This is a genomic window from Enterococcus sp. R12, assembly GCF_058135755.1.
On the sequence record NZ_CM176874.1, the window covers coordinates 1,133,833 to 1,157,284 of the forward strand.

The window sequence follows — 23,452 nt, forward strand, 5'->3', positions numbered from 1 at the left end:
ACTAGAAGGTGTGGTGCAAGAGGTCAGCGGCGATCTGGTCCGCCTGCCGTAAATTCCAAGCATCGGTTCCTGGCTGAGCAGTGGCAGCCGTCAGCCAGCGGATGCCTTCTGTGGGAATCCCAAAACAATAGAGGGTAGGGTAAGGGCGGTCATCTGGTCCAAGGATCTGATTGGTCTCAGGATCGATGGCGATCGCACCCGTCTCAAAAGGCACCTCATTGGGGATCGCCAACTGGTGCGGGTGAATGATCCGATCGTTTAGCAGTTGCCGCAACAAGGAATTGTTGGTTCGACGAATCGCTGTCGATGGAATGCGAGCCTCAATTAATTGCGTCGCGTGATAGTGTGTGTCGTCAAATCGCTTTGAATACGTACAGTAAGCCTCCTCGATCTCAACAGTCATGTCAGGACCTAGTAAGGTCACCACTCCTGCTTCCATCAATGCCACCAGTTCCTGCAGTCGCTGAACTGGCGGTCCGATCGATAAAAAGCTGTTCAAGGGAACGAAAGACTGCCAAAAGAGTGTTTTCAGGTCTTGTGCTGGCATTAGCTGATGATCGAGAACAAACCGAATCGGGTCCCGCAGATCTTTGAAGACTTCCAAGGCACTGCTGATAGGTCCTGTTAGATTGCCTTTTTCGGCATCTTGGATTTGGGTACGTAATAGTGCAATGAAAAAGTCTTGCAACGACTGTTGCTTTTTCTGAGCAAAGGGGTCGGCTAGTTGTTGCCATGACCACCACTCCGTCGTAGGAAGCTGCCATTTTTTCAGCAAGTCTTCAGATCCTTCCGTGGCAACAAAGGCGGCGGTAAAAGCGGCAAGCTGATCTTTGTCCAGTAGCTGTTTTTCTAAAAGCAGCGTCTGATAATAGACGAGTTCTGCCTCTTTTTTTAAATAGAAGAGTAGGGTCTTGCCAGCAACCGTTTTGGCTGCTTGCCAAGCAGCGAGGCGTTCAGGGGTCAAAAAAACGGGCTTTCGCTGCTGCGTCGGTGTTTTTTGATTGCGGCCACGAGGATGATACGGGACACCCCGACGAGAACCTGCGATGATTTGCGGTTCTTCACCAGAAGGTTGATAGACGAGGGATCCATTGACTTTGACGAAGGTTCCGCCCCGACCGCTGGTCAAGCGGGTGACGTAATCGTAAAAGGCAAGTCCTAGTCCCCGTAAAATCACAGGTTCGCCAGCTTTCACCGCCGTTAGATCCGTATCTGCCGCATTGGCTGGCGGTGCATAAAACCAGCCATTATTTTCTGCGGCAGCCGCCAATCGTTGTTCTGCTGCTGACAGTTGGGCTTGTGAATGGCCTGTAGCTAAGACGACGGCATCAACAAGAAATGTGTGGTGAGCCGTCGTCAACTGGTAGCGATTTTTGGAAAGAGGGGTCAAGGAGCTGACACTGTCTGACAGATGGTTGACGGTAATGGATTCAGGCAGCTCTTTTAATAGCTGCTGATAAAACCACTGCTGATAGAGGCCATATAACGCCCGCGAGCAATGCCCGTTAGGATCAAGTGAATCAAGTGCTGTGCATTCCGCAACGAGCTCAGGGGCATGCGTGGCTGCGAAATGTTTCCCTTCTGTCACTGCCCATTCGTATAAGGTAGGTCCTTTGACCACGGGACCGCCGGTGCTTAATGTGTCATCCGTGAAAAGGGTGACTTGACTGGTTACAGAATTCAATAGCAGATCCGCCGATTGGTCCGTGCGCCAAACTGCCCCAGGAAGAAAGGGATCAAACAGCAGCAAGTCGATGGCTTGTTTGTTTTGTTTGCTATGAGCGATCAGTCGTTCTGAAAGTGAAAGTCCACGAGGACCAGCACCAATGATAGCTATTTTCATATCACACCGCCTCAATTATTCTATGGTCTTTGTGTCATTAACGGGCTAAGTCAAAAGGTGTCTTGCGGAAAATCAGCCAGTGCATGCCTAGCACCATGGCTTCCTCGATGGCATCGATATAATGAAAAGCAGGCTGATTGGGTTGTTGCTGCAGCAATGGATTTTTTTGGATCGCGTCTAAGAGATCGGTTTTTACGGCGTCACTGCTGGCTAAAATAATACAGTGGGGGGCAAAAGCTGCATTGTAAAATGGCAGTAAGCTTGTCAGACGCTGAACCAAAGCCCTGCGGTCTTGCGGTGCCCCTTGATCCAAGTAGCCGGGCAAAAATTTTGCTTCTCCTGCTAGGGCATCTTTTCCTTCTAAAAGTGCACCATTGACCAGGAGCGTGATACCAGGCATGCTTTTTTCGGGATTGTACATGCCGACGATGGTTTGCTGCAAAGAGATCTGTTGGGCGATGCAATAGCCGATCGTTAAAATATGGGCATCGTTTTGACAGTAGAAGGGCAGTGCAGTGACCTCTGCCACGAGAGCTGCCAACTGCCAGCCATTGAATTTTTCATACCAGCTGGAAGTCACGGTTCCTCCACTGATTTTTCCTGGTAAAAAGAGGGCGATCTGTTCCACAGAGGGAAATAATGCTAGCTCGTTCGTTACACATTCTTGAAAGCGATGAGGGGCAACATCAGGAAACGGCTGGTCGTGTTTTGCCAAAACCTTCCCCTTGCGGTCGATCAGCATGGACCAAAGAGCCAAGGAACCATCGTGATCAATAAAGCTAAGCAAAAGAGAATGACCCCGGTCTTGGTTGAGCTGATAGGTCACAGCAGGCCGCCCTAGCTCTTTTTGCTCCAGCGGACCTTTAGTGATTTCCCCCTCTGTTAACAATTCTTTTAATAATGAGTTAGTGGTGACCATGCTGATGCCGGTTTTCTTCACTAAATCGGAGGCGAATAATGCCCCGTTTTGAAATAAGGTTTTTAAAACCAGCTGTTTGTTTTGCTGGCGAATGGAATGGGTGGTAGAAGCCATAGGTGTTCTCCTTAATGAAGTGATTTAATTAAGTATACCGACGGGATGAAACGATGTAAAGTTTTTAAAAGACTGACTTGACGGAAAACTTGAAAATAAGTATACTTAATTAACAATATTAATTAAGTGATTCGCCATAAAGAGGACACGAGGTAGAGGGGAAGAGAAACGTATGATCAAATTAGTCATCACAGATTTAGACGGCACATTTTTGAACAGCCAAGGCAGTTTTGATCGGCCTTATTATGAACAAGTCAGCCAACAAATGAAAGAAGCGGGTGTTGCTTTTGCTGCGTGTACCGGCAAACAGTGTGAACGAGTGGAAGAACTGTTTGGTGAAGCAGCAGCGGATGTTTGGATTCTTGGGGATAGCGCGACCCGCATCAAACATCAAGGCGAATACATCTTTGAATCACTGCTGCCAAACGAATTAGGGCGGCGGATCATTGCGAAGCTCGCTGCGATTGCGCAAGATCATGTGATCATCGCCTGTACACCGACTGCGGCGTACATTGCTGAAACGACCAATGAAGCAGATGCCCAGAAAGTTCGCGGCTCTTATCGGGTGGTCAAAACGGTGACGGATTATCAAACCATCACCGAAGATTTTGTGAAGCTCACTATTTTTGATCCCAAACTACGTTGCTTTGAGCATGTCCAACAGTTAGGTGAGTTTACAAACGACGCCTACATCGTGGCTTCGGAAGCCGCTTGGATCGATATCACCAATCAAGGCGTCCACAAAGGAACGACTGTGGCACACTTGCAAGAATTGCTGCACGTCACACCAGAAGAGACAATGGTTTTTGGCGATGGCTTGAACGATTTGGAGTTGATGGCAGCTGGCACGTTTAGTTTCGCCATGAGCAATGCCTTTGAGGAAGTCAAGGCAGCGGCAGCGTTTGTGACCAAGTCAAACGATGAAAATGGCGTGCTGAAAACCATCGAACGTCTGTTACCGCTACAAATGAACCAATAAAAAAACCGCTCCCTAGCAGGGATAGCACGTACTTTCATTTGACTGAAAGTAGACTGCTGCCTGTTGCTACGGAGCGGTTTTTTCGTTATGCATGTGGTTGACTGACGCTATAAGGATAGGCATCGGCTGACCACTCTTTGCTGCGAGGGACGATACCTAGCTGGAAGTTCAATGTACCACCGGCAGTCAATTCTTGGTGGGTGAAAAACAATCGCTCGAAGGGTTCTTCGTTCAATGTGATTTTATCCACGAAGAGCTGTTGCGGCGCATTGGGCGTGCTCTTGATCACTAAGTCTTTGCCTGAAGCAAGATGTAGTGTTGCTTGATCAAATAATGGCATGCCGATGATATATTCCCCCGTCCCTGGTGTGACTGGATAAAAGCCCAAGGAGTTGAAAATGTACCAACCAGCCATGCTACCGTTGTCTTCATCGCCAGGAAAGCCTTTGGGCGAGTCATTGAAGCATTGTGTCAATAGCTGCTTGATCAAGGGCTGTGCCATTTCTGGTTTGCCCAAATAGCTGAATAGATACGGATAGTGGAAGCTTGGCTGATTGGAGATCGCCAGCTGACCAAAATCGAGTGCGGCCATCTCACTCATTTCATGGATCTCAAAGCCGTAGCCTTCTGTCGTATAGCGAGGTTCTTGATTGCACAAGTCGATCAGTTTTGCTTCAAAGGCCGCTTTGCCGCCATGTTCGGCGATCAAACCAGCGAAATCATGATAAACAGCAAAACTGCTTTGCCACGCACTGCCTTCTGCATAATCTAAGCCCCAGCGTATGTCACTGAATTCTGGACGAAAGGCACCATCGGGATCTTTTGCCCGCATAAAGCCAGTTTCCTGATCGAAAATGTTGCGGTAGTTTTGCGATTGCTGCTGATAATAGTCTGCTTGCTCGTCACCCAGCTGTTGCGCGACTTGTGAAATACAAAAATCACTGTAACAATAATCAAGGGTGTGATTGACCGATTCATGATGCGTCAATGGCACATACCCGTAAGTCAAATAGTCCGTCGTGCCGCGCCGACCATAATTGGGATTTTCACTTTGGACGGTGGCGCCTTTTTTCATCGCTGCTAAAAATTCGGGCATCAAATCAGGACGAATGCCTTTTACTGCGGCATCAGCGATCACGGCATCGATCAGCGTCCCTGGCATCAATCCACGCTCATCTGGCGATAGCCATTTTGGTAAAAAGCCGCTTTCGCGATAACTGTTCAAAAAGCCTTCCAGCATGTCTTCCAATTGTTCGACAGCCAAGAGTGAAAAGAGCGGGTAGACAGTTTTATACGTATCCCAAAAGCCGTTGTTTGTATACAGTGGTCCTGGTTTGATTGCTTTTGCCAAGGTATCCCAATGCATTTTGCGGCCCTCTTGATCGATTTCGAAGAAGGTTTGAGGAAACAAGAATAAGCGATAAAAATTATGATAAAAAGTAGAAACTTGTGTTTGATCGTGATGCTCAATCTCGATTTTTTGCAAAAAATGATTCCATTGCTGTTGGACAGAAGCCAGATAATCGGCAGGAGCCCATTGCTGTTCCCGTTGCAAGTTCAAACAAGCTTGTTCGCGACTGAGAAACGAGGTCGCAAAACGGATCGTCTGTGTTTGGCAATCATCAAAGCGGAGAACGACGAAGGCTTCTTTGCCTGTCAAGGCACCTTCGATCGCCGTGATGGGTGTTTCAAAACGATAGACGAAATGGAAGGTGAAGCGTTCATCTTCGCACCCTGAAAATACGATCAGTTGACCAGCCACTGTTTGTTCATCCAACTGTTCTAAGACATAGTCACCCGGCAGTGACAAGCCAAGACCTGGCTGATCCCCGCAGTTTTCAATAGTCAGCACACCGCCATACATACTGGGGATCAAAGTCGTTGTTGTTAAATACCGCTGCGTCTTGATTTTAAGAAAGGCTGGATTAAAGGTGCTTTCTTCGGGACGATACGAGCTTTGCGCATGGAAAAGGGTATTTTCAGAAAGCGTGCCGTTTATCGGCAGCATCGTCAGATGGCTGAAATCTCCCATCCATGGACTAGGCTGATGGGTGATGCGAAAGCCCTGAAAGGTTCGATCTTCTGGATGAAACCACCAACTGCCGCGTTGATCGCTGGTTTGCGGGGCAAAGTAGTTCATGCCAAAAGGAACCCCTGTATAAGGCAGGCAGTTGCCGTGGGAAAAACTATATTGGTTGTCTGTTCCGTGTCGTGTGTCGATCATTGATACGTTCACTTGGTTCACTCCTTTAATTGGGTTGATTCTCTTTTGATCAAAGAAACCGCCACTAGATGGGTGGTCGTCTCCGTTGGTACTGGTGTTGCTGCCTTCGCAGCGTTGATTTTCTCAATCACTTGGTTTCCTGCCAAGCGCCCCATCTCGGCAAAATTCTGCCCGATAGTCGTTAGTGCTGGATCAATGAGGGCTGCGGCTTGGATATTATCGAAACCAACCAGGGAAATGTTGGCAGGGACGTGCAAACCTGCTTGGCGCAAAGCACGCATCAATTCGATGGCGATCAAGTCATTTTCACAGACGGCTGCCGTGACCTGATGTTCTTCCAAGTAGGCAAGCGCATTTGCGATGCTGGCAGCCGTGTCGTCGAGCTTGGTGCGAAAGGTTCTTTGGGCTTTTTTCAGCGCATCGATGTAACCTAGATAACGCTGACGGACGGATTGCGGATGATGGGTATCACCAAAAATATAAGCGATCCGTTGATGCCCCAACGCAAGTAAATGCTCTGTGGCTAGCTGTCCACCTTGAAAGTTATCTGGCATCACCGCTGGAAAATTAAACTCATGCAGCTTTTTATCTAAGGTCACGATAGGAAAGTGCTTTTCAGCACATTCGAACAGCAAGTCATAGTAAGAAAACGTATTGCTGGCGTAATAGATCAGGCCGTCGAATTCTTGCATCAGCTCAGCTGCCGTCGTTTTTTCCAAATAATCCACTGGTGTCATCAAAAGTTCAAAGCCGTGTTCTTGCATCACGGGGTAAATGCCTTCGGTAAAGTTTCCTAAAGAGAGATCATTGGCAAAGGGCAAGACAAACAAAATTCGTCCAGTCGCTTTTTTTTCCTTCAATTCTCGGACAAAGCTGCCGCTGCCTTGCACGCGATAGATCAGCTGATTTTGTTCCAGTTCCGTCAAGGCTCTTTTAGAGGTGATCCGACTGACTTGGTATTTTTCAGATAGTTCTTTTTCAGTAGGGACACGACTGCCAGCCGCTAATCGCCCTTCAACGATGGCTTCGTGAAGCTCCGCGTAAATTTTTTTATATAATGGTTGTTTCATAAGAAAACCCCTTTTGATATATCATATTTATTAGCATACCATAAACCAATAAAAATGAAAACCCTTTAATTATTTTGGAAAAGCGCTAGACATTCAGATAATTCATGATATACTAGGTTCGTAAATTGATATATCGAATCAGGGAAGGTGATGGAATGGTTTATAAAGAAATACCAACTTCAGTAGCAACATTTATGGAAACGATTACGGATCTATGCGGAGAAACGCATGCCGATTGGGCGAAAAATTTTAACGCAGCTTTTGCCAATACACTACTAACGACGGTCAAGCGTCATGAGGATGGCACGACCTTTTTACTGACGGGGGATATTCCAGCGATGTGGCTGCGAGATTCCACTGCACAAGTTCGTCCGTATTTGGTGATCGCCAAAGAAGATGAAGACTTAGCAAGCATGATCAGCGGGTTAGTTAAAAAGCAATTCTACTATATTACGATCGATCCTTACGCAAATGCCTTTAACGAATCAGCCAATGGCGCTGGCCACCAAACAGACGATACAGAAATGAACGATTGGATCTGGGAACGCAAATATGAGATCGACTCTCTATGCTATCCGATCCAACTGGCCTATCTGCTATATAAAAACACAGGCAGAACCGATCAGTTCAATGATGATTTTGTAACAGGCATCAAAAAAGCCTTGGAGGTGTTTGTGACAGAACAAAACCATGAGGAGTCTCCCTATCGCTTTGAACGGGATACCTGGCGAAAAGAAGATACCTTGACTCATGACGGCAAAGGCGCACCAGTGAAACCCGTCGGCTTGACTTGGTCAGGCTTTCGACCAAGTGATGATGCCTGCAAATACGGCTATTTGATTCCCTCCAATATGTTTGCGGTGGTGGTCTTAGGCTATATCCAAGAAATCTTTACGACGGTTTTAGAAGACGCAGCGATCGTGGCACAAGCGAAAAAATTGCAAGCAGATATCGAAGCAGGGATTAAAGCATACGGGTTGACCACGAACCAAGCTGGCGAAGAAGTCTACGCCTATGAAGTGGATGGATTCGGCAATGGCACCCTGATGGATGACAGCAATGTGCCGAATTTGATCGCCGCCCCTTACTTGGGGTATGGCAGCATGGAAGATCCCCTTTATCTTCAAACCCGTAAAACGTTGTTGAGCAGTGAAAATCCGTATTTCTATGAAGGGAAATACGCCAAAGGCATTGGTAGCTCTCATACGCCAGAAAATTATGTGTGGCCGATCGCCATGGCAATGGAAGGGATGACCACCACTGACAAAGAAGAAAAGAAACGAATTTTGGATCAGTTAGTGGCGACAGATGCGGGTACAAATTTGATGCATGAAGGGTTCGATGTCGATGATCCTTCGCAATACACGAGAGAATGGTTCTCGTGGGCGAACATGATGTTTTGTGAATTGGTCATGGATTATTTCGATATCCGAGTGGAAAAATAAGCAGCACGACCCACCACCATTCGAGTGACACAAAAAGCAGTCCAACGACGCAAACAGCGAGGAGTAAAAATCAATGAAGAAACAAGTTTATATCATCTCACACAGCCACTGGGATCGGGAATGGTACATGCCTTACGAACAGCATCACATGCGGCTAGTGGAATTGATGGATGATCTTTTAGAATTAATTGAAAATGACCCTGAGTTCCACAGCTTCCATCTAGATGGACAGACGATCATCTTGGATGACTATTTAGAAGTGCGGCCTGAAAAACGCGAGGCGGTCAAAGCGGCCATCCAACAAGGGAAATTACAGATCGGTCCGTTTTATATTTTGCAAGATGACTTTTTGATCAGTGCCGAATCAAACACCCGTAATATGCTGATTGGAATGGCAGAAAGCAAAAAGTGGGGCACCCCCGTTATGTTGGGGTATTTCCCAGATACCTTCGGCAATATGGGACAAACTCCGCAAATGATGCTACAAGCCAATCTTGAAAGTGCTGCATTTGGGCGTGGCGTCAAACCGATCGGCTTTGACAACGAAGTTTTACCCGATGATCAATTTACTTCCCAATATTCTGAAATGCATTGGGAAGGTCCAGATGGCAGTCAAATCTTTGGTCTACTTTTTGCCAACTGGTACTCCAATGGCAATGAGATTCCAGTGGATAAAGCAGAAGCCAAAGCTTTTTGGACACAAAAACTGCAAGATGTAGAAAAATTTGGAGCCACCAATCATTACTTAATGATGAATGGGGTCGATCATCAACCCGTCCAAAAAGATATTTCGGCAGCGATTCGTACAGCCAACGAGCTTTTCCCAGAGTATGAATTCAAACACGCCAGCTTTACCGAATACCTTGAAGCGGTGCAAGCAGATCTGCCAGATGACCTAGGAACTGTCACAGGTGAATTGACCAGTCAAGAAACCGATGGTTGGTATACTCTAGCCAATACCGCCTCTTCCCGAGTTTATCTAAAACAATGGAATACAAAGGTTTCCCGCCAATTAGAAAATGTTGCGGAGCCATTAGCAACTATGGCTTATGAAGCAAGCGGCAGCTATCCTCACGATATGTTGGATCATGCGTGGAAAACCCTGATGCAAAATCATCCTCACGACAGTATCTGCGGCTGTTCAGTGGACGAAGTACACCGAGAAATGATGCCGCGCTTTGAAAAAGCCAATGAAATCGGCAAGTTCGTGGCAGATGAAGCGTTACGCAATTTAGTAGCCGCCATCGACACGAGCCAGTTTCCTGAGGAGAGTCGACCCTTCGTGGTCTTCAACACCACTGGCAGCACCCGTTCTGGTTTAGTGGAAGTCGTGATCGAACTTGAGCGTAAAACATTCCGTGAAGGATTGCCAAGCAAGCTTTACCACGAATTGTTGGCGAAGCCAAAAGGTTCTTATTCGGTGATCGATGAACAGGGGAACCCTGTTGCTGCGATCATCAGTGAAGAAGAGGTCCTTTTTGACTATGAATTGCCTAAAGATGCTTTTCGGATTCCTTTCATGAAACGCTTTGTCAAGGTCCAAGTTGAAGCAAACCAGTTGCCAGAATTTTCATGGCAGACCTTTGCCCTAGTAGAAAAAGCCGCTACGCCAGTAGAGAGCGCCCCGATCGTTTCAGAAGGAGGGCGCAAACTTGCCAACGCACATTTGGAAGCCGTCATTACTGAAAACGGCAGCTTGACGATTACAGACAAAGTAACCCAAAAAACGTATCGCAATTTACTGGTTTTCGAGGATGTGGGGGATATCGCCAATGAGTACATCTTCAAACAACCAGAAGGGGATCAAGCAATCTTATCGACACAATTTCCGCATCACGTGACGATCGAACAAAACGATCCACTGGTGGGGATCGTGCGACTGACGCAAGAATTGCAGATTCCCGTTTCAGCAGATGACCGTTTGTTAGAAGAACAAAAAGCTGTCGTCGATTTCCGTTTCCGTAAGGCACAGCGGAGTCAAGAATTGGTTGCATTCAAGATCGAGACGGAGATTCGCTTAGAACGAACCAGCAACCGCTTGGCATTTAAAACCACCGTCAACAACCAAAGCAAAGATCACCGACTGCGAGTGTTATTCCCAACAGGGATCATCACGGATTTCCATGAAGCTGACAGCATTTATGAAGTCGTAAAACGGCCGAATCAGGTTTCCAGTCATTGGGAAAACCCAACAAATCCGCAGCATCAGCACGCCTTTGTCAACTTGCATGATGAAACTAGCGGCATGACGGTTTCTAATTTTGGTTTGAACGAATATGAAATCGTGAAGGATCAGATCTGCTTGACCTTGTTGCGCTGTACGGGAGAGCTAGGCGATTGGGGATACTTCCCAACACCAGAAGCGCAATGCTTAGGCAGCCACACCTTTGAATACGGCGTAGCCTGTCATGGAGCTCCTGAAGAACGTTATGAAACGTATCGCCAAGCACAAGCTGCCCAAGTTCCTTGGACGGCAAGCCAGACCGACAAGCATCAAGGCAAGCTAGCCAGCAGCAACCAATACATGGAAGCTCATGGATCGACGGTAGCTATCACCGCCTTAAAACGCAATCGCCAAGACCAGCAGATCGTTTTGCGGGGCTATAATTTGGCGGATCAAGCCACTGCCTTTCACGTGCAAAAAGAGCAGGCGACGCTCTGTCTGTTGAACCTTTTAGAGGAAGAACAAGCATCGACCGTCAATCAGCAATTACACCCATATGAAATTCGTACCATTGGAGTAAAGGAGTGAGTAATGATGGTTTATGGAGGAATTGAAGCCGGCGGCACAAAAATGATCTGTGCCGTTGCCGATGACCAGTTGACGATCATCGCCCAAGAGTCGATCCCAACGACAACACCAGAGGAAACGTTAGCGGCGATCTTTGCCTTTTTCGATCCCTACGATCTCGTGTCATTAGGGGTCGGTTCCTTTGGTCCGATCGGGATCGATCCAACCCAAGCGACCTATGGCCACATACTAGCGACGCCGAAACAGGGCTGGCAGCAGTTCGATTTTCTCGGTGCATTGAAGAAGCGCTACCCAGAGACAGCATTTGCTTGGACAACAGATGTCAATGCTGCCGCTTATGGGGAATTACGCCAAGGAGCTGCCCAAGGCAAAGACAGCTGTGTCTATTTGACAGTAGGAACCGGCATTGGCGCAGGAGTCGTTCGTGAAGGAAAGATTTTCGAGGGGATCGGTCATCCAGAAATCGGTCATACCTATGTCAAACGCCACAGTGAAGATACGTATGCTGGTACATGCCCGTATCACGGCGACTGTCTGGAAGGATTAGCCGCAGGGCCTTCTTTAGAAGGACGTACGGGGATCAAAGGACAAGACTTGCCGCAAGCGCACGAGATTTGGGGGTTGCAGGCCTTTTATCTAGGGCAAGCGCTGGTCAATATCACGTTGACCTTAGCACCTGAGAAAATCATTTTAGGCGGCGGGGTCATGAATCAGCCGCATCTACTCGCTCAAATCCAACAAGCCTTCCAAAAACAAATGGCAGGCTATATGGAGACACCACCAGTGGAAGACTACATCGTCACTTGGGGATTGCCGAACAAAAGCGGGATTATCGGCTGTCTCTTGTTAGGCAAAGAGCAGGTGACTGCCCATGACTAACCTGCATTTTCCTAAAGATTTTTGGTGGGGAGCCGCTGCCAGCGGTCCGCAAACTGAAGGACGAACGGCCGATGATGGCAAAGGCGATTCGATTTGGGACTATTGGTACGCAACGGAGCCAGAACGTTTTTATCAAAAACGGGGACCAAAAGATACCGTCCAGCTGCTGCAGCGTTACCCAGAAGATGTGGCGTTGATGAAAGAGATCGGCTTTAATTCTTTTCGAACCTCGATCCAGTGGAGTCGCTTGCTGCCAGAAGGAAGAGGGGCGGTCAATCAACAAGCGGTGGCGTTTTATCGCGAGTACTTCGCCACTTTGATCGAAAATGGCATCGAACCCTTCATCAATTTGTATCATTTTGATATGCCGATGGCACTGCAAAAAGAAGGCGGCTGGCTCAATCGCGAGACTGTCACAGCATTTGCAGATTATGCCGCTTTGTGTTTTGAGTTGTTCGGTGATCAAGTCCGTCATTGGTTCACGCAAAATGAACCGATCGTGCCAGTGGAGATGGGGTATTTGTATCAACAGCATTACCCAGCAGAAATCAACTTGGCACATGCGGTGCAAGTCGGCTACCATGAAGCACTCGCCAGCGCCTTAGCGATCCAACGCTTCCGTCAATCTCAGCAATCAGGCGAAATCGGCATCATCTTGAATTTGACACCGACTTATCCGAAAGATCCGAACGATGAAAAAGATGTCCAAGCTGCGCAACTGGCAGATGCTTTTTTTAACCGATCCTTCTTAGATCCAGCGGTCAAAGGCACCTTTCCTGTAGAATTGATCGCTGTCTTAAACGAGTTGGCGATCATGCCAGAAACCAGAGCAGAAGATTTGCAGATCATTAAAGAAAACACGGTCGATCTCTTGGGGGTCAACTATTATCAGCCACGGCGGGTGCAGCAAAAGCGTTCTGCCAAAACAGCGGACACACCAATGCCAGAAGATTACTTCGATGTGTATGATTGGCCAGAAAAGAAAATCAATCCCCATCGAGGCTGGGAAATCTATGAACGAGGCATCTATGATACCTTGATCAACCTACGTGACAATTACGGCAATATCCCCTGTTATATTTCAGAAAACGGCATGGGGGTCGAAGATGAAACACGCTTTATCGATGCCAGCGGTCAGATCCAAGATGAGTACCGCATCACCTTTATCAAAGATCATTTGCGGTATGTTCACCAAGCCATCCAAGAAGGCAGCCAATGCCGCGGGTATCACATGTGGACCTGCATGGACAATTGGTCTTGGCTGAATGAATTCAAAAATCGTTACGGGTTTATTGCTGTCGATTTGGCTACCCAAAAACGGACCATCAAAAAGTCTGGTGAGTGGTTCCACGAAGTGATTCTACAAAACGGCTTTGTCGACTGATCATTCATAAAAAACAAATCAATGAAGCGTCCTATCTTGCAAAAGGTAGGACGTTTTTCAGGTTTTTAGAGAATAAAAACAAAATATAAACAAAGACCTTTAATTTGTTTCATTTTATCTTTAGTTTGTTCCTTATTTTTTAGGGATGAAAGCGTTATTCTAGTAGCATGAAGGAGATGATGAGATGTGAAGAAAAAGGGGTTTTGGAGGAATGTCTGGCAATACAAAGCATTGATATTGATGGCTTTGCCAGGTGTTGTCTGGTTTATCTTTTTTTTCTATATACCTGTATTCGCAAATGTGGTGGCGTTCAAAGATTTCCACATTTCACCAGACGGCTTTTTTGCCAGTTTGAAACAAAGCCCATGGGTCGGCTTTGATAACTTTAAATTTTTATTTGCATCCAATGATGCTTGGCTGATCACTAGAAATACCCTACTCTACAATATCGTATTTTTAGCATTCAACCTATTCTTTGCGATTGCCTTTGCCATTATTATGAGTGAGCTGCGCAATAAGCGCTTGGTAAAAGTGTATCACACGATGTCCCTGTTGCCGTACTTCCTTTCTTGGGTGGTTATTTCGTACTTTGTCTATGCCTTTTTGAGTCCAGACAAAGGGATCATCAACCAATGGATCACCGGTATGGGCGGTGAAGGAATCAACTGGTATGCTGATCCGAAATGGTGGCCGTTTATTTTCGTCTTTATGAATGTCTGGAAGAGCTTAGGCTACAACAGCATCATCTATTATGCGTCAGTGGTCGGGATCGATCAGACGTATTACGAAGCCGCGATGGTCGATGGCGCCAGCAAATGGCAGCAGATCAAAAATGTGACGTTGCCACAGCTGATTCCAATGATTTCTGTTTTGTTGATTTTGAACATCGGTGGGATCTTCCGTGCCGACTTCGGACTTTTCTATCAAGTCCCACGAAACTCTGGGGCATTGTACCAAGTCACCTCCGTTTTAGATACGTACATTTATAATGGACTGACTGCCACAGGCGACTTCGGGATGACCGCAGCTGCTGGCCTTTATCAATCAGTGGTTGGGGCATTACTATTACTAACAGCGAATTTGGTTGTTCGTAAACTAGAACCAGATTCAGCATTATTCTAAGGAGGATGGATAAATGAAGAAAAAAGTAACGAAAGTCGAGATCCGCTCCTTTAACCCAACGGTCAACCTGATTTTTAATATCGTGATCGGTCTGTTCGCGATTTCCTGTGTCTTGCCGTTTCTCTTTGTGATCGCGATCTCATTGACCAGTGAAACCTCTTTGGCAGAAAACGGCTATCGCTTTTGGCCACAAGAATTTTCGTTCGCAGCGTATACCTACCTGTTTAGCGGACAAATGAGCAGCAAAATTTTTCAAGCATTTGGCGTATCTATTTTTATCACTGTTTTTGGTACCTTCGTCAATGCAACGATGACTTCGCTATATGCCTATGTCATCTCTCGCTCAAATTTTCCATTCCGTCGTTTCTTTACGATCTTCGCTCTGATCACCATGTTGTTTGCGCCAGGGATGGTTGCCAATTATTTAGTGATGGTCAACTTGATCCAATTGAAAGACACGATTTGGGCGTTGATTTTGCCCCTTGCCTTAGGGCCTTTTAATATCCTTGTTATGCGGACCTTCTTTAAAAAGACGGTACCAGATAGTATTATAGAATCTGCGCGCATCGACGGTGCCAGCGAAATGAAGATTTTTCTGTCCATCGTGTTGCCGTTAGCCGTTCCAGGGATCGCAACGATCAGTCTATTTGCCGCTCTTGGCTATTGGAATGACTGGTTCAATGCATTGTTGTATATTCAAAAAGACTCTTTAGTGCCGTTACAAGCACTTTTGATGCGGATTCAAAGCAACTTGGACTATCTAGCCAAAAGCTCTGGTATGGCTGCCCAGATCCAAGGTGGTTTGGCCGCTTTGCCAAGCGAAACTGCTCGCATGGCAATCGTTGTTGTTGCAACCTTACCGATTGCGATCACCTATCCATTCTTCCAACGGTATTTTGTCGGTGGTCTGACAATTGGTGGCGTCAAAGAATAATCAAATAAGTATAGGGAGGAAACAAAAATGAATTTGTGGAAAAAAACAGCTTTTGCTGGGATGGCCGCAGCGGCAACTTTGGGAATGGCTGCCTGTGGGTCGAACGGCGCAACATCCGACTCAGAAAACAATGCAGACGGCGTAACGACTTTATTGATGTATCAAGTTGGGGACAAGCCAGAAAACTTTGATCAATTAATGGAGATCGCCAATAAACGCATTGAAGAAAAAACCAACGCTCGCATCGATCTGCAGTATATCGGCTGGGGTGATTGGGATCAAAAAATGAGTACCATCATTTCATCGGGTGAAAACTACGATATTTCCTTTGCCTCAAACTATGTTGCGAATGCGCAAAAAGGCGCGTATGCAGATTTGACGGAGTTAGCACCAAAATATGCCAAAGAAGCGTATGATCAATTAGACGAATCTTATATCAAAGGCAATACGATCGACGGAAAATTATATGCCTTTCCAGTCAACGGCAATATTTATGCCCAACAAGTCTTGACCTTCAATAAAGAGTATTTAGATAAATATGATTTGGATATTAGCGGGATCGAATCTTATGCAGATGCCGAAGACGTGTTGAAGAAGTTTAAAGAAGAAGAACCAAACATCGCACCGTTTGCGATCGGACAAACCTTTAATGTTTCTGGAAACTATGATTATGTGATCGGGAAAGATTACCCATTTGCTGTTAAATTGGACGGCGATACAACGAAGATCATCAATCAATACGAAGATGATGAACAAATGGAAAACTTGAAATTGATGCACAAATGGTACAACGAAGGCTTGATCCCAACTGATGCAGCCACTAATACGACTGGTTACCCATTAGAAGGCAACACATGGTTCATGCGTGAAGAAACCCAAGGACCAATGGATTACGGCGATACGATCTTAAGCAATGCCGCAGGTCATGAATTGGTTTCACGTCCAATCACGAAACAATTAAAATCAACAGGCCAAGCGCAAATGGCAAACTTTGTCGTAGCGAATGTTTCGAAAAACAAAGAAAAAGCAGTGGAAGTGTTGGGCTTGTTGAACAGCGATCCTGAATTGTTGAATGGATTGGTTTGGGGTGTTGAAGGCGAAGCATGGGAAAAAATCGAGGGCGAAGACAACAAAATCCGTCTCCTTGATGGCTACTTGCCAAATACCCGCATGGCTGCTTGGAACACTGGGAACAACATGATCCTTTATACACAAGAATCCATCACAGACGATATGATCAAAGAGCGTGATGAAAATATTGCTAACGCTGAAGCATCACCAATCTTAGGGTTCAACTTCAAGACTGATAATGTGAAAACAGAAATCACGAATATCGCCAATGTCATGAACCGTTACAAAGCAAGTTTAGCAACGGGAACGATCGATCCAGAAGAAAATGTTCCGAAACTAAACGAAGAATTAAAAACTGCTGGCTGGGAGAAAGTCCGCGATGAAATGCAAAAACAATTTGATGAGTATCGTGCAAGCCAAGAATAAGCAACAGGCGCCGCTCACCAATCAATAGATCAAGTAAGCCGGAGGCTAAACGCATCAGGACCAATGGTTCCCACGTCTAGCTTCTGGCTGCTTTTTCTTTAAAGTAAGTAGCGGAATCTTTGATGGAAAAATAACGTTACTTTTGTTTTTTAACCTTCAAGCAGCAAGCATAGTGCCTCTAAAACGTACATAGCATTAAAAGATTCTCAGGTAGCTTGAGTAGGAAGCTAAAATCATGCTACATTTTCGATAGGGAACAAATAAGGGAGGAATTTTAAATGGAAGAAACAGCAAATAGTGGGTTGGTCAAGGGCTTTCGCTTGATTTGGGCGATCGTGAAGTTGAATTTGTTTTTCGTCGTATTGACATTGGCAGGTGGCGGAATCTTAGGGATCGGTCCAGCGTTTCATACCATTAGTACCTTGATCCACGAAGACGGTTTAAATTATGAGCAGCAAAGCTTTCGCAGCGCATGGCGCATTTGGCGCAGCGTCTTTGTCAAAGCCAATAAACAGTTTTATCTTTTCTTCCTACTGACAGGTTTCTTAGTGTATAACTTGTATTTAGCTACCCAGATCCAAGGCTTGATCTGGCTGATGATCTCTTTTGTTTTAGTTGTCGTCAGCGGATTGAGTATCTTACTGTACTTACTAAGTGTGGTTTTTGACACATCCTATGAGATTTCCTTGTGGAATAACCTGAAATTGTCCTTCGTGTGTCTGTTTCTTCATATGGCGACCTTTTTAAAATTGTTAGTGGGGATTGCCAGTATTTTCGCTTTTACTTGGATGATGAAAGGGCTCTTGCTCTTTGGAACCTTCAGTCTATTGATTTTGTGGTGCCACGTGGCGATCAGTCAGGAAAAAACCGTCATTGATCGGGACTTGGCACATGACTAAGCAGCGCTTTCGTTTGTTTAAACATGACTTTTTGATCAATCAGTTGATGCAGTTGTATAGCGTCCTTTTGGTGATCATCTCGATTATTATCATGCTGGTTCTGACGGCATATACTGGGGCAGACCGCTTCAATAGCAGCGAACGCCTCGTGGAAGCTACCAGTATGCAGCTGGATGCATACGTGCAGGATCAAAACGCGGTCGTTTCAACGGTATTAGGCGAATTTACCAGTTCGGATACTGCTTTTGAATCGCTGCGCAATTATTTACAGCTTTCATTGCCAGACTATTTTTCCTATAGTAATGATATTTTTCGCCAGACGGGACAAAGTGTGTATTTGCCAAACATCCTCTATCGCTTGATCCGTAATCATCCTAGTATCGAAGAGATCATTATTCAACTAGATGAAAGCAATGAGACACTAGTGGCAACCCCAGATACCCCTTATGGAGAAAAACGCAGCGGCAAGCAGATCGATTTGAAAAATCGTCTGTTTTTTGTTCGTTCGATCGCCCAACCAAGTAATTATGCGCAACCGTTAGGGCAAGTCTACGTGATTTTTCACTCAGACGATGTCTTAGCCAATCGACAAGAAGACAACCAAGCGCATGGTATTAACAGTTTTTTGTATACCTCCAATGGGCAGCGGCTATACAAGGATGCCGCGAACCTTAGCAAGCAGACCTTAGCGAAAATTGATCAGGCGGTGGCTCATGGAACTATTCACGACACTCTGTCGAAAGACTTTTATATCAAAAAACAAACGACCGTCAGCGGAGAGTTGTCACTGATCTTGTTGTCAAAAGGTGTGATCTGGCGGGATATTTTTTCTAGCGCCATTTGGATCTTTAGCTTTGGGATTGGGATTCTCTTATTAGTCCTATGGGTGCTCCATCGGACCTTCAAGCGCTATACCTCGCAAGTACAGCAGATCGTTTATGCGACGAAAGAAGTCAGTCAAGGGAATTTTGATAAGCGGATCGATACCGACAATGTCCAACAAGAGCTGAAAGAAATCGCAGAAGCCATCAATCAAATGACTTACAGTATCAACGAGTATATCAAAGATATCTACACGTTAGAGATCAAGCAGCGAGACGCCGATATGCGGGCGTTGCAAGCACAGATCAATCCGCATTTTCTGTATAACACGTTAGAATACATTCGAATGTATGCCTTGAGTCGCAACCAAGAAGAGCTGGCGGATGTCGTCTATGCCTTTTCGGCACTGCTACGGAACAATACGACGCAAGAAAAGACGAAGACCTTAAAAGAAGAAATCGATTTTTGTGAAAAATATGTCTACTTGTTTCAGATGCGCTACCCAGATAAGATCGCCTATCATGTAACCATCGATTCGGCATTAGAACAGTTGGAATTGCCGAAGTTCACGCTGCAGCCGCTTGTCGAAAACTATTTTGTTCACGGCATCGATTATCAGCGCAATGATAATGCCATCAGTATCAAGGCTTATAAAGAAGTCGATCAGATCGTGATTGAGGTCAAAGACAACGGCAAAGGCGCAGATGCACAGCAGTTGGCGATGATCCAAGAAGAACTGCAAAATCAGGAGATCGGAGCCCAAACCTCGATCGGGATCAAAAATGTTCACGAACGGTTGCGGGGTATGTTCAACAGTGCCTATCAAATGGACGTTACATCTCAGGCAGGTGCTGGGTTTACGGTCAAGATCCGGTTAGATGAGAAACGTTTGCAAAGGGGGCATGAGACAGATGTATAAAGCAATGTTCGTTGATGATGAATACATGATCTTGCAGGGGCTGCAAATGATCTTGCCTTGGCAAGAACTGGGCTTTGAAGTGGTGCATACAGCGAAAAGTGCTAGTGAAGCCCTCGAGTACTTGCAAGAGCATTCCGTTGATTTGCTGATCACGGATATTCGGATGCCAGAAATGAATGGCATCGATATGATCCGCCAAGCACAAGCGTTTGGGAATCGATTTTTCTCGATCATTCTATCAGGCTATCAGGAGTTTGCCTTTGTCAAACAAGGCATGGCGTTAGGTGTGCGTAATTATCTCGTCAAACCTGTTAACAAAGAAGAACTACGCAGCAGTGTACAATCAATTGAAGCTGAGTTAGAGGAGCAGCAAAAACTGTTGGCAGAAAAAGAACTGTATCAAGAATCAAGCCTGCTGCTTTGGTTGAATGATGAATTGAACGAAAGCGAGTACCTCCATTTGCTGGCGCAACAGCGGGTGCCACTAGCAGCACCCTTTACCGTTTTGCAGTTCAATGGGACTGCTGAGATCTTACAAAAAATCACGACGTTTTTTCAGCAACACGATCAGCCATTGATCTTACCAGGGCGATTAGATGAAAACCAAGTGATCATTACTGCTGCTGGACCAAGGCAGCAAATCAACGCTGATCTAAAAGCACTGGCACAGCAGCTCAATAGTACTGACTGGCAGTTGATTATGAGTGAGACCATCAACGAGTGGGAGAATTTGTATAAAGCCTATGAAAAAATCAAGCAGGTTCAGTCACTGCAAGCCTTCTACCCAGATCTGTTCTTACAAGAACAGACGATCCACGTGGATATTTTAGAGCGAAACGAAGAACTCCCGTTTCTATCTTTTAACAAAGCACTGACTATCGGGGATGTCAAAACGATCCAACATGAGCTGGATAAAATGTTCGCTATTTTGGAACAAACCCAAGCAGACCCTGAACATGTTCGCTATGTTTCGTTCTTGTTGTTCAATGATATCTATCGGCAGCTGCCAGTACTTTCTCATGAAAACCATGAACAGATTTTGGCACGGATTCGTGAGTCTAATACACTGGCAGATTTGCGGCAGCTCTTTGATGATGTGCTGGAGCTGGCGAAATCGCAGCCACCGCAAAAACGCTATTCGGAGATCGTTCAAAAGACGATCCAACTGATCGAAGAAGGCTATACCCATGATTTGACGGTCAAATTAGCGGCAGAAGAACTGCATGTCAGCGTCGTTTATTTGGGCCAGCTCTTTAAGAAAGAAACGGAAATGAGCTTTAATCAGTACGTCAATCTGGTGCGGATCAAGCAAGCCCAGCAGCTGCTGCTTCATTCGAAAGCCACGATCAGTGAGATCGGCGATCGTATTGGTTACAACAATACCAACTATTTTTCCAAAATGTTTAAGAAATTGAATGGTCTGACTCCCAAAGAGTTTCGCGATACCTATGAACAGCATTACGAATCCCTTGATTGAATTTAGATTTCTTCAAAAAAATTCTGGTTTTTGTGATTAAATGATAGTAATTGTGACGCTTTCACGGTAAACTAAGAGAGGAAAAATAAAGAAGAGAGCGTGATGTTGTGAAAGAAACCAAAAAATTTGCACAAGTTTTGATAGGTACCGGGCTGATTGCGTTGGCCATTTCCTTATTGATCACCGCCCATCAAGGATATGATACGATCAGTACGTTTTTACTAGGAATTTTGAATTTCGTCGATGTCCCTTTTTGGATTGCCAGTTTGTGTTTTAATATTATTGTTTTGTTGATCGTTGCTGTCTTTGATCGTGCCGAATTAGGCATTGGCAGTTTTATCAACGGGATCGGATTAGGCCTGTTGATCGGGATCTTTGAACCAGTGATGGACAAAGTATCGATTCATTTGCCTTTTTATCCTTGGATCGCTATTTTCGCAGCACCGATCTTATTTGGGATCGGCGCTGGTATCTACGTTTCTTCCAACAAAGGATCAGCGGCGTTAGAAGCCTTGACTGCCTTGATCTACAAACGAAGCAAATTGACGCAAAAAACAATCCGTATCGGCTTGGATGCAGCCATGGTCTTGATCGGTTTTGCGCTAGGCGCCAGTGTTGGGTTAGGTACTCTCTTGTGTATCGTCTTTATTGGCCCAATCTTTGAAGCCACCATGAAAACCATCGCTGCTCGGAAGAAAAACGCCTAGCCTTGAGAATAAGTCGGAAAAAGCTGTCCTTACAGACAGCTTTTTTGCTGCTTCCATTTAAGGGAATTATCTGAGGTAAGAAAAATCCTGATTTCCTTAAGATTCTCTGGGTAAAAAAAGTGTTTTCTCCATGGTTACTGTCTTATTGGACTTGGTATACTGATAAGACGAGTAAAGGAGAAGTGAAAATGAAAAGTTATCGTTCGACGATTGCGGCTTGCTTTGTAGGGTACATCGTTCAAGCCGTCATCAATAATTTTGCCCCCTTATTATTTTTGACCTTTCAAAGCCAATACCAGCTACCGATCAGCCAGATTACTTTGCTGGTTAGTTTTAACTTTTTGACCCAGTTAGCCGTCGATTTTGCAGCAATCTTTTTTGTAGACCGCATCGGCTATCGAGTGTCGATCGTAGCCGCGCATTTTTTTGCAGCGATCGGCTTGATTGGTCTAGCCGTTTTTCCCTTATGGTTTCCGACCCCGTTTAGCGGATTGTTAGCAGCGGTTTTGTTGTATGCCATTGGCGGTGGCTTGCTGGAAGTCTTAGTCAGTCCCATCGTTGAAGCCTGTCCAACGGAACATAAGGAAAAAACGATGAGCATGCTGCACTCGTTTTATTGCTGGGGGTACGTGGGGGTCGTTTTGTTCTCAACGGCGTTCTTCATGGTGTTCGGTATTCAACAGTGGCCGATTTTGGCGATCATCTGGGCGCTGATCCCGTTGGTCAATTTGTTTTTCTTTACCAAAGTCCCGTTGGCGCCAATCGTTGCCGAAGGAGAACGAGGGTTGACCACTCGGCAGCTCTTTTCCTTAAAAAGCTTTTGGCTGTTTCTGGTGATGATGGTCTGTGCTGGAGCCAGCGAACAAGCAGTCAGCCAATGGGCATCGACCTTTGCCGAACAGGGCTTAGGCGTTAGTAAGACGCTAGGCGATTTAGCAGGGCCAATGGTTTTTGCCTTGATGATGGGGATCTCCCGCTTGCTTTACGGCAAGTTTGGGGAACGCATCGATTTGAAACGCTTTATGTTTTTGAGTGTTTTGCTTTGCCTACTGGCGTATATGATGATCGGCTTTGCTTCATTGCCATTGATCGGGTTTCTTGGCTGCGGCTTAAGCGGTTTTGCCGTAGGGATCATGTGGCCAGGGGTCTTTAGTCTTTCTGCGCAATACATTCGCAACGGCGGAACGGCGCTATTTGCTTATTTGGCATTAGCAGGAGATCTAGGGTGTTCAATCGGACCCGCTGTCGTCGGCAGTATCGTCGAATGGACGGGACAACAGCTGCAGGTTGGGATTCTAGGGGCGATCGTTTTCCCGATCATCTTGCTGGCAGGAATTTATTTGGTTCAACAAATGCACAAAAAACGACAGCTTCCGTTGCTGGTTTTTCAAGAATCCACAAAAGAATAAAAAATTTTTGGAGCAAATGCCGTCTTTTCATGGTATTTGCTTTTTGTTTTCTGAAAT

Annotated in this window: 17 protein-coding genes; 13 read left to right on the forward strand and 4 right to left on the reverse strand. The window is 45.7% G+C overall.

The window, feature by feature from the left end; genetic code table 11:
* Position 1: 1 nt before the first annotated feature.
* Both ACTW1R_RS05290 and ACTW1R_RS05295 read right to left on the reverse strand, forming a co-directional pair.
* Complete coding sequence (locus ACTW1R_RS05290; protein WP_375826230.1) at positions 2-1,843, reverse strand: FAD/NAD(P)-binding protein; 1,842 nt, start codon at positions 1,841-1,843, stop codon at positions 2-4.
* A gap of 37 nt (positions 1,844-1,880) precedes the next feature.
* Positions 1,881-2,876, reverse strand: coding sequence for an ROK family protein (locus tag ACTW1R_RS05295; protein ID WP_375826231.1), 996 nt, complete (start codon positions 2,874-2,876; stop codon positions 1,881-1,883).
* A gap of 172 nt (positions 2,877-3,048) precedes the next feature.
* Here ACTW1R_RS05295 and ACTW1R_RS05300 point away from each other — a divergent pair, with 172 nt between their 5' ends.
* A complete protein-coding gene (locus ACTW1R_RS05300) occupies positions 3,049-3,855 on the forward strand; it encodes a Cof-type HAD-IIB family hydrolase (RefSeq protein ID WP_015509304.1) in 807 nt (268 codons plus the stop codon).
* 85 nt (positions 3,856-3,940) lie between these two features.
* On the opposite strand, the gene ACTW1R_RS05305 is transcribed toward ACTW1R_RS05300, so the two are convergent.
* Both ACTW1R_RS05305 and ACTW1R_RS05310 read right to left on the reverse strand, forming a co-directional pair.
* Positions 3,941-6,091: a GH92 family glycosyl hydrolase gene (locus ACTW1R_RS05305; protein ID WP_375826232.1), complete on the reverse strand. Its 2,151-nt coding sequence runs from the start codon at positions 6,089-6,091 to the stop codon at positions 3,941-3,943.
* Positions 6,092-6,096: 5 nt separating this feature from the next.
* The gene (locus ACTW1R_RS05310; protein ID WP_336680748.1) at positions 6,097-7,149 is read right to left on the reverse strand and encodes a GntR family transcriptional regulator; all 1,053 of its coding nucleotides are present in this window, start codon (positions 7,147-7,149) and stop codon (positions 6,097-6,099) included.
* A 155-nt stretch (positions 7,150-7,304) separates the two neighbouring features.
* Here ACTW1R_RS05310 and ACTW1R_RS05315 point away from each other — a divergent pair, with 155 nt between their 5' ends.
* The 12 genes from ACTW1R_RS05315 to ACTW1R_RS05370 all read left to right on the forward strand — a co-directional run bounded on the left by ACTW1R_RS05315 (position 7,305) and on the right by ACTW1R_RS05370 (position 23,395).
* Positions 7,305-8,594, forward strand: a complete 1,290-nt coding sequence (locus ACTW1R_RS05315; protein ID WP_015509307.1) for a glycoside hydrolase family 125 protein — start codon at positions 7,305-7,307, stop codon at positions 8,592-8,594.
* Positions 8,595-8,667: 73 nt separating this feature from the next.
* Positions 8,668-11,346: an alpha-mannosidase gene (locus tag ACTW1R_RS05320; protein WP_375826233.1), complete on the forward strand. Its 2,679-nt coding sequence runs from the start codon at positions 8,668-8,670 to the stop codon at positions 11,344-11,346.
* Positions 11,347-11,349: 3 nt separating this feature from the next.
* Positions 11,350-12,225: an ROK family protein gene (locus tag ACTW1R_RS05325; RefSeq protein WP_081091708.1), complete on the forward strand. Its 876-nt coding sequence runs from the start codon at positions 11,350-11,352 to the stop codon at positions 12,223-12,225.
* Positions 12,218-13,609: a glycoside hydrolase family 1 protein gene (locus ACTW1R_RS05330; RefSeq protein ID WP_016608260.1), complete on the forward strand. Its 1,392-nt coding sequence runs from the start codon at positions 12,218-12,220 to the stop codon at positions 13,607-13,609. Before ACTW1R_RS05325 ends, ACTW1R_RS05330 begins: the two co-directional genes overlap by 8 nt.
* Before the next feature lie 240 nt (positions 13,610-13,849).
* Entirely contained in the window at positions 13,850-14,731 is an 882-nt protein-coding gene (locus tag ACTW1R_RS05335; RefSeq protein WP_086294872.1) for an ABC transporter permease, read from the forward strand.
* A 13-nt stretch (positions 14,732-14,744) separates the two neighbouring features.
* Complete coding sequence (locus ACTW1R_RS05340; protein WP_005225516.1) at positions 14,745-15,665, forward strand: carbohydrate ABC transporter permease; 921 nt, start codon at positions 14,745-14,747, stop codon at positions 15,663-15,665.
* Between the two features lie 27 nt (positions 15,666-15,692).
* Entirely contained in the window at positions 15,693-17,162 is a 1,470-nt protein-coding gene (locus ACTW1R_RS05345) for an ABC transporter substrate-binding protein (protein WP_005225517.1), read from the forward strand.
* A gap of 278 nt (positions 17,163-17,440) precedes the next feature.
* On the forward strand, positions 17,441-18,061 hold the full coding sequence (locus ACTW1R_RS05350) for a DUF624 domain-containing protein (RefSeq protein ID WP_115232105.1): 621 nt from the start codon (positions 17,441-17,443) through the stop codon (positions 18,059-18,061).
* Complete coding sequence (locus ACTW1R_RS05355; protein ID WP_375826234.1) at positions 18,054-19,802, forward strand: sensor histidine kinase; 1,749 nt, start codon at positions 18,054-18,056, stop codon at positions 19,800-19,802. The genes ACTW1R_RS05350 and ACTW1R_RS05355 overlap by 8 nt, the downstream gene beginning before the upstream one ends.
* On the forward strand, positions 19,795-21,279 hold the full coding sequence (locus ACTW1R_RS05360) for a response regulator (RefSeq protein WP_489927490.1): 1,485 nt from the start codon (positions 19,795-19,797) through the stop codon (positions 21,277-21,279). Before ACTW1R_RS05355 ends, ACTW1R_RS05360 begins: the two co-directional genes overlap by 8 nt.
* Before the next feature lie 107 nt (positions 21,280-21,386).
* Entirely contained in the window at positions 21,387-21,986 is a 600-nt protein-coding gene (locus ACTW1R_RS05365; RefSeq protein ID WP_005225521.1) for a YczE/YyaS/YitT family protein, read from the forward strand.
* A gap of 188 nt (positions 21,987-22,174) precedes the next feature.
* The gene (locus tag ACTW1R_RS05370) at positions 22,175-23,395 is read left to right on the forward strand and encodes an MFS transporter (RefSeq protein WP_010747782.1); all 1,221 of its coding nucleotides are present in this window, start codon (positions 22,175-22,177) and stop codon (positions 23,393-23,395) included.
* Positions 23,396-23,452 lie beyond the last annotated feature (57 nt).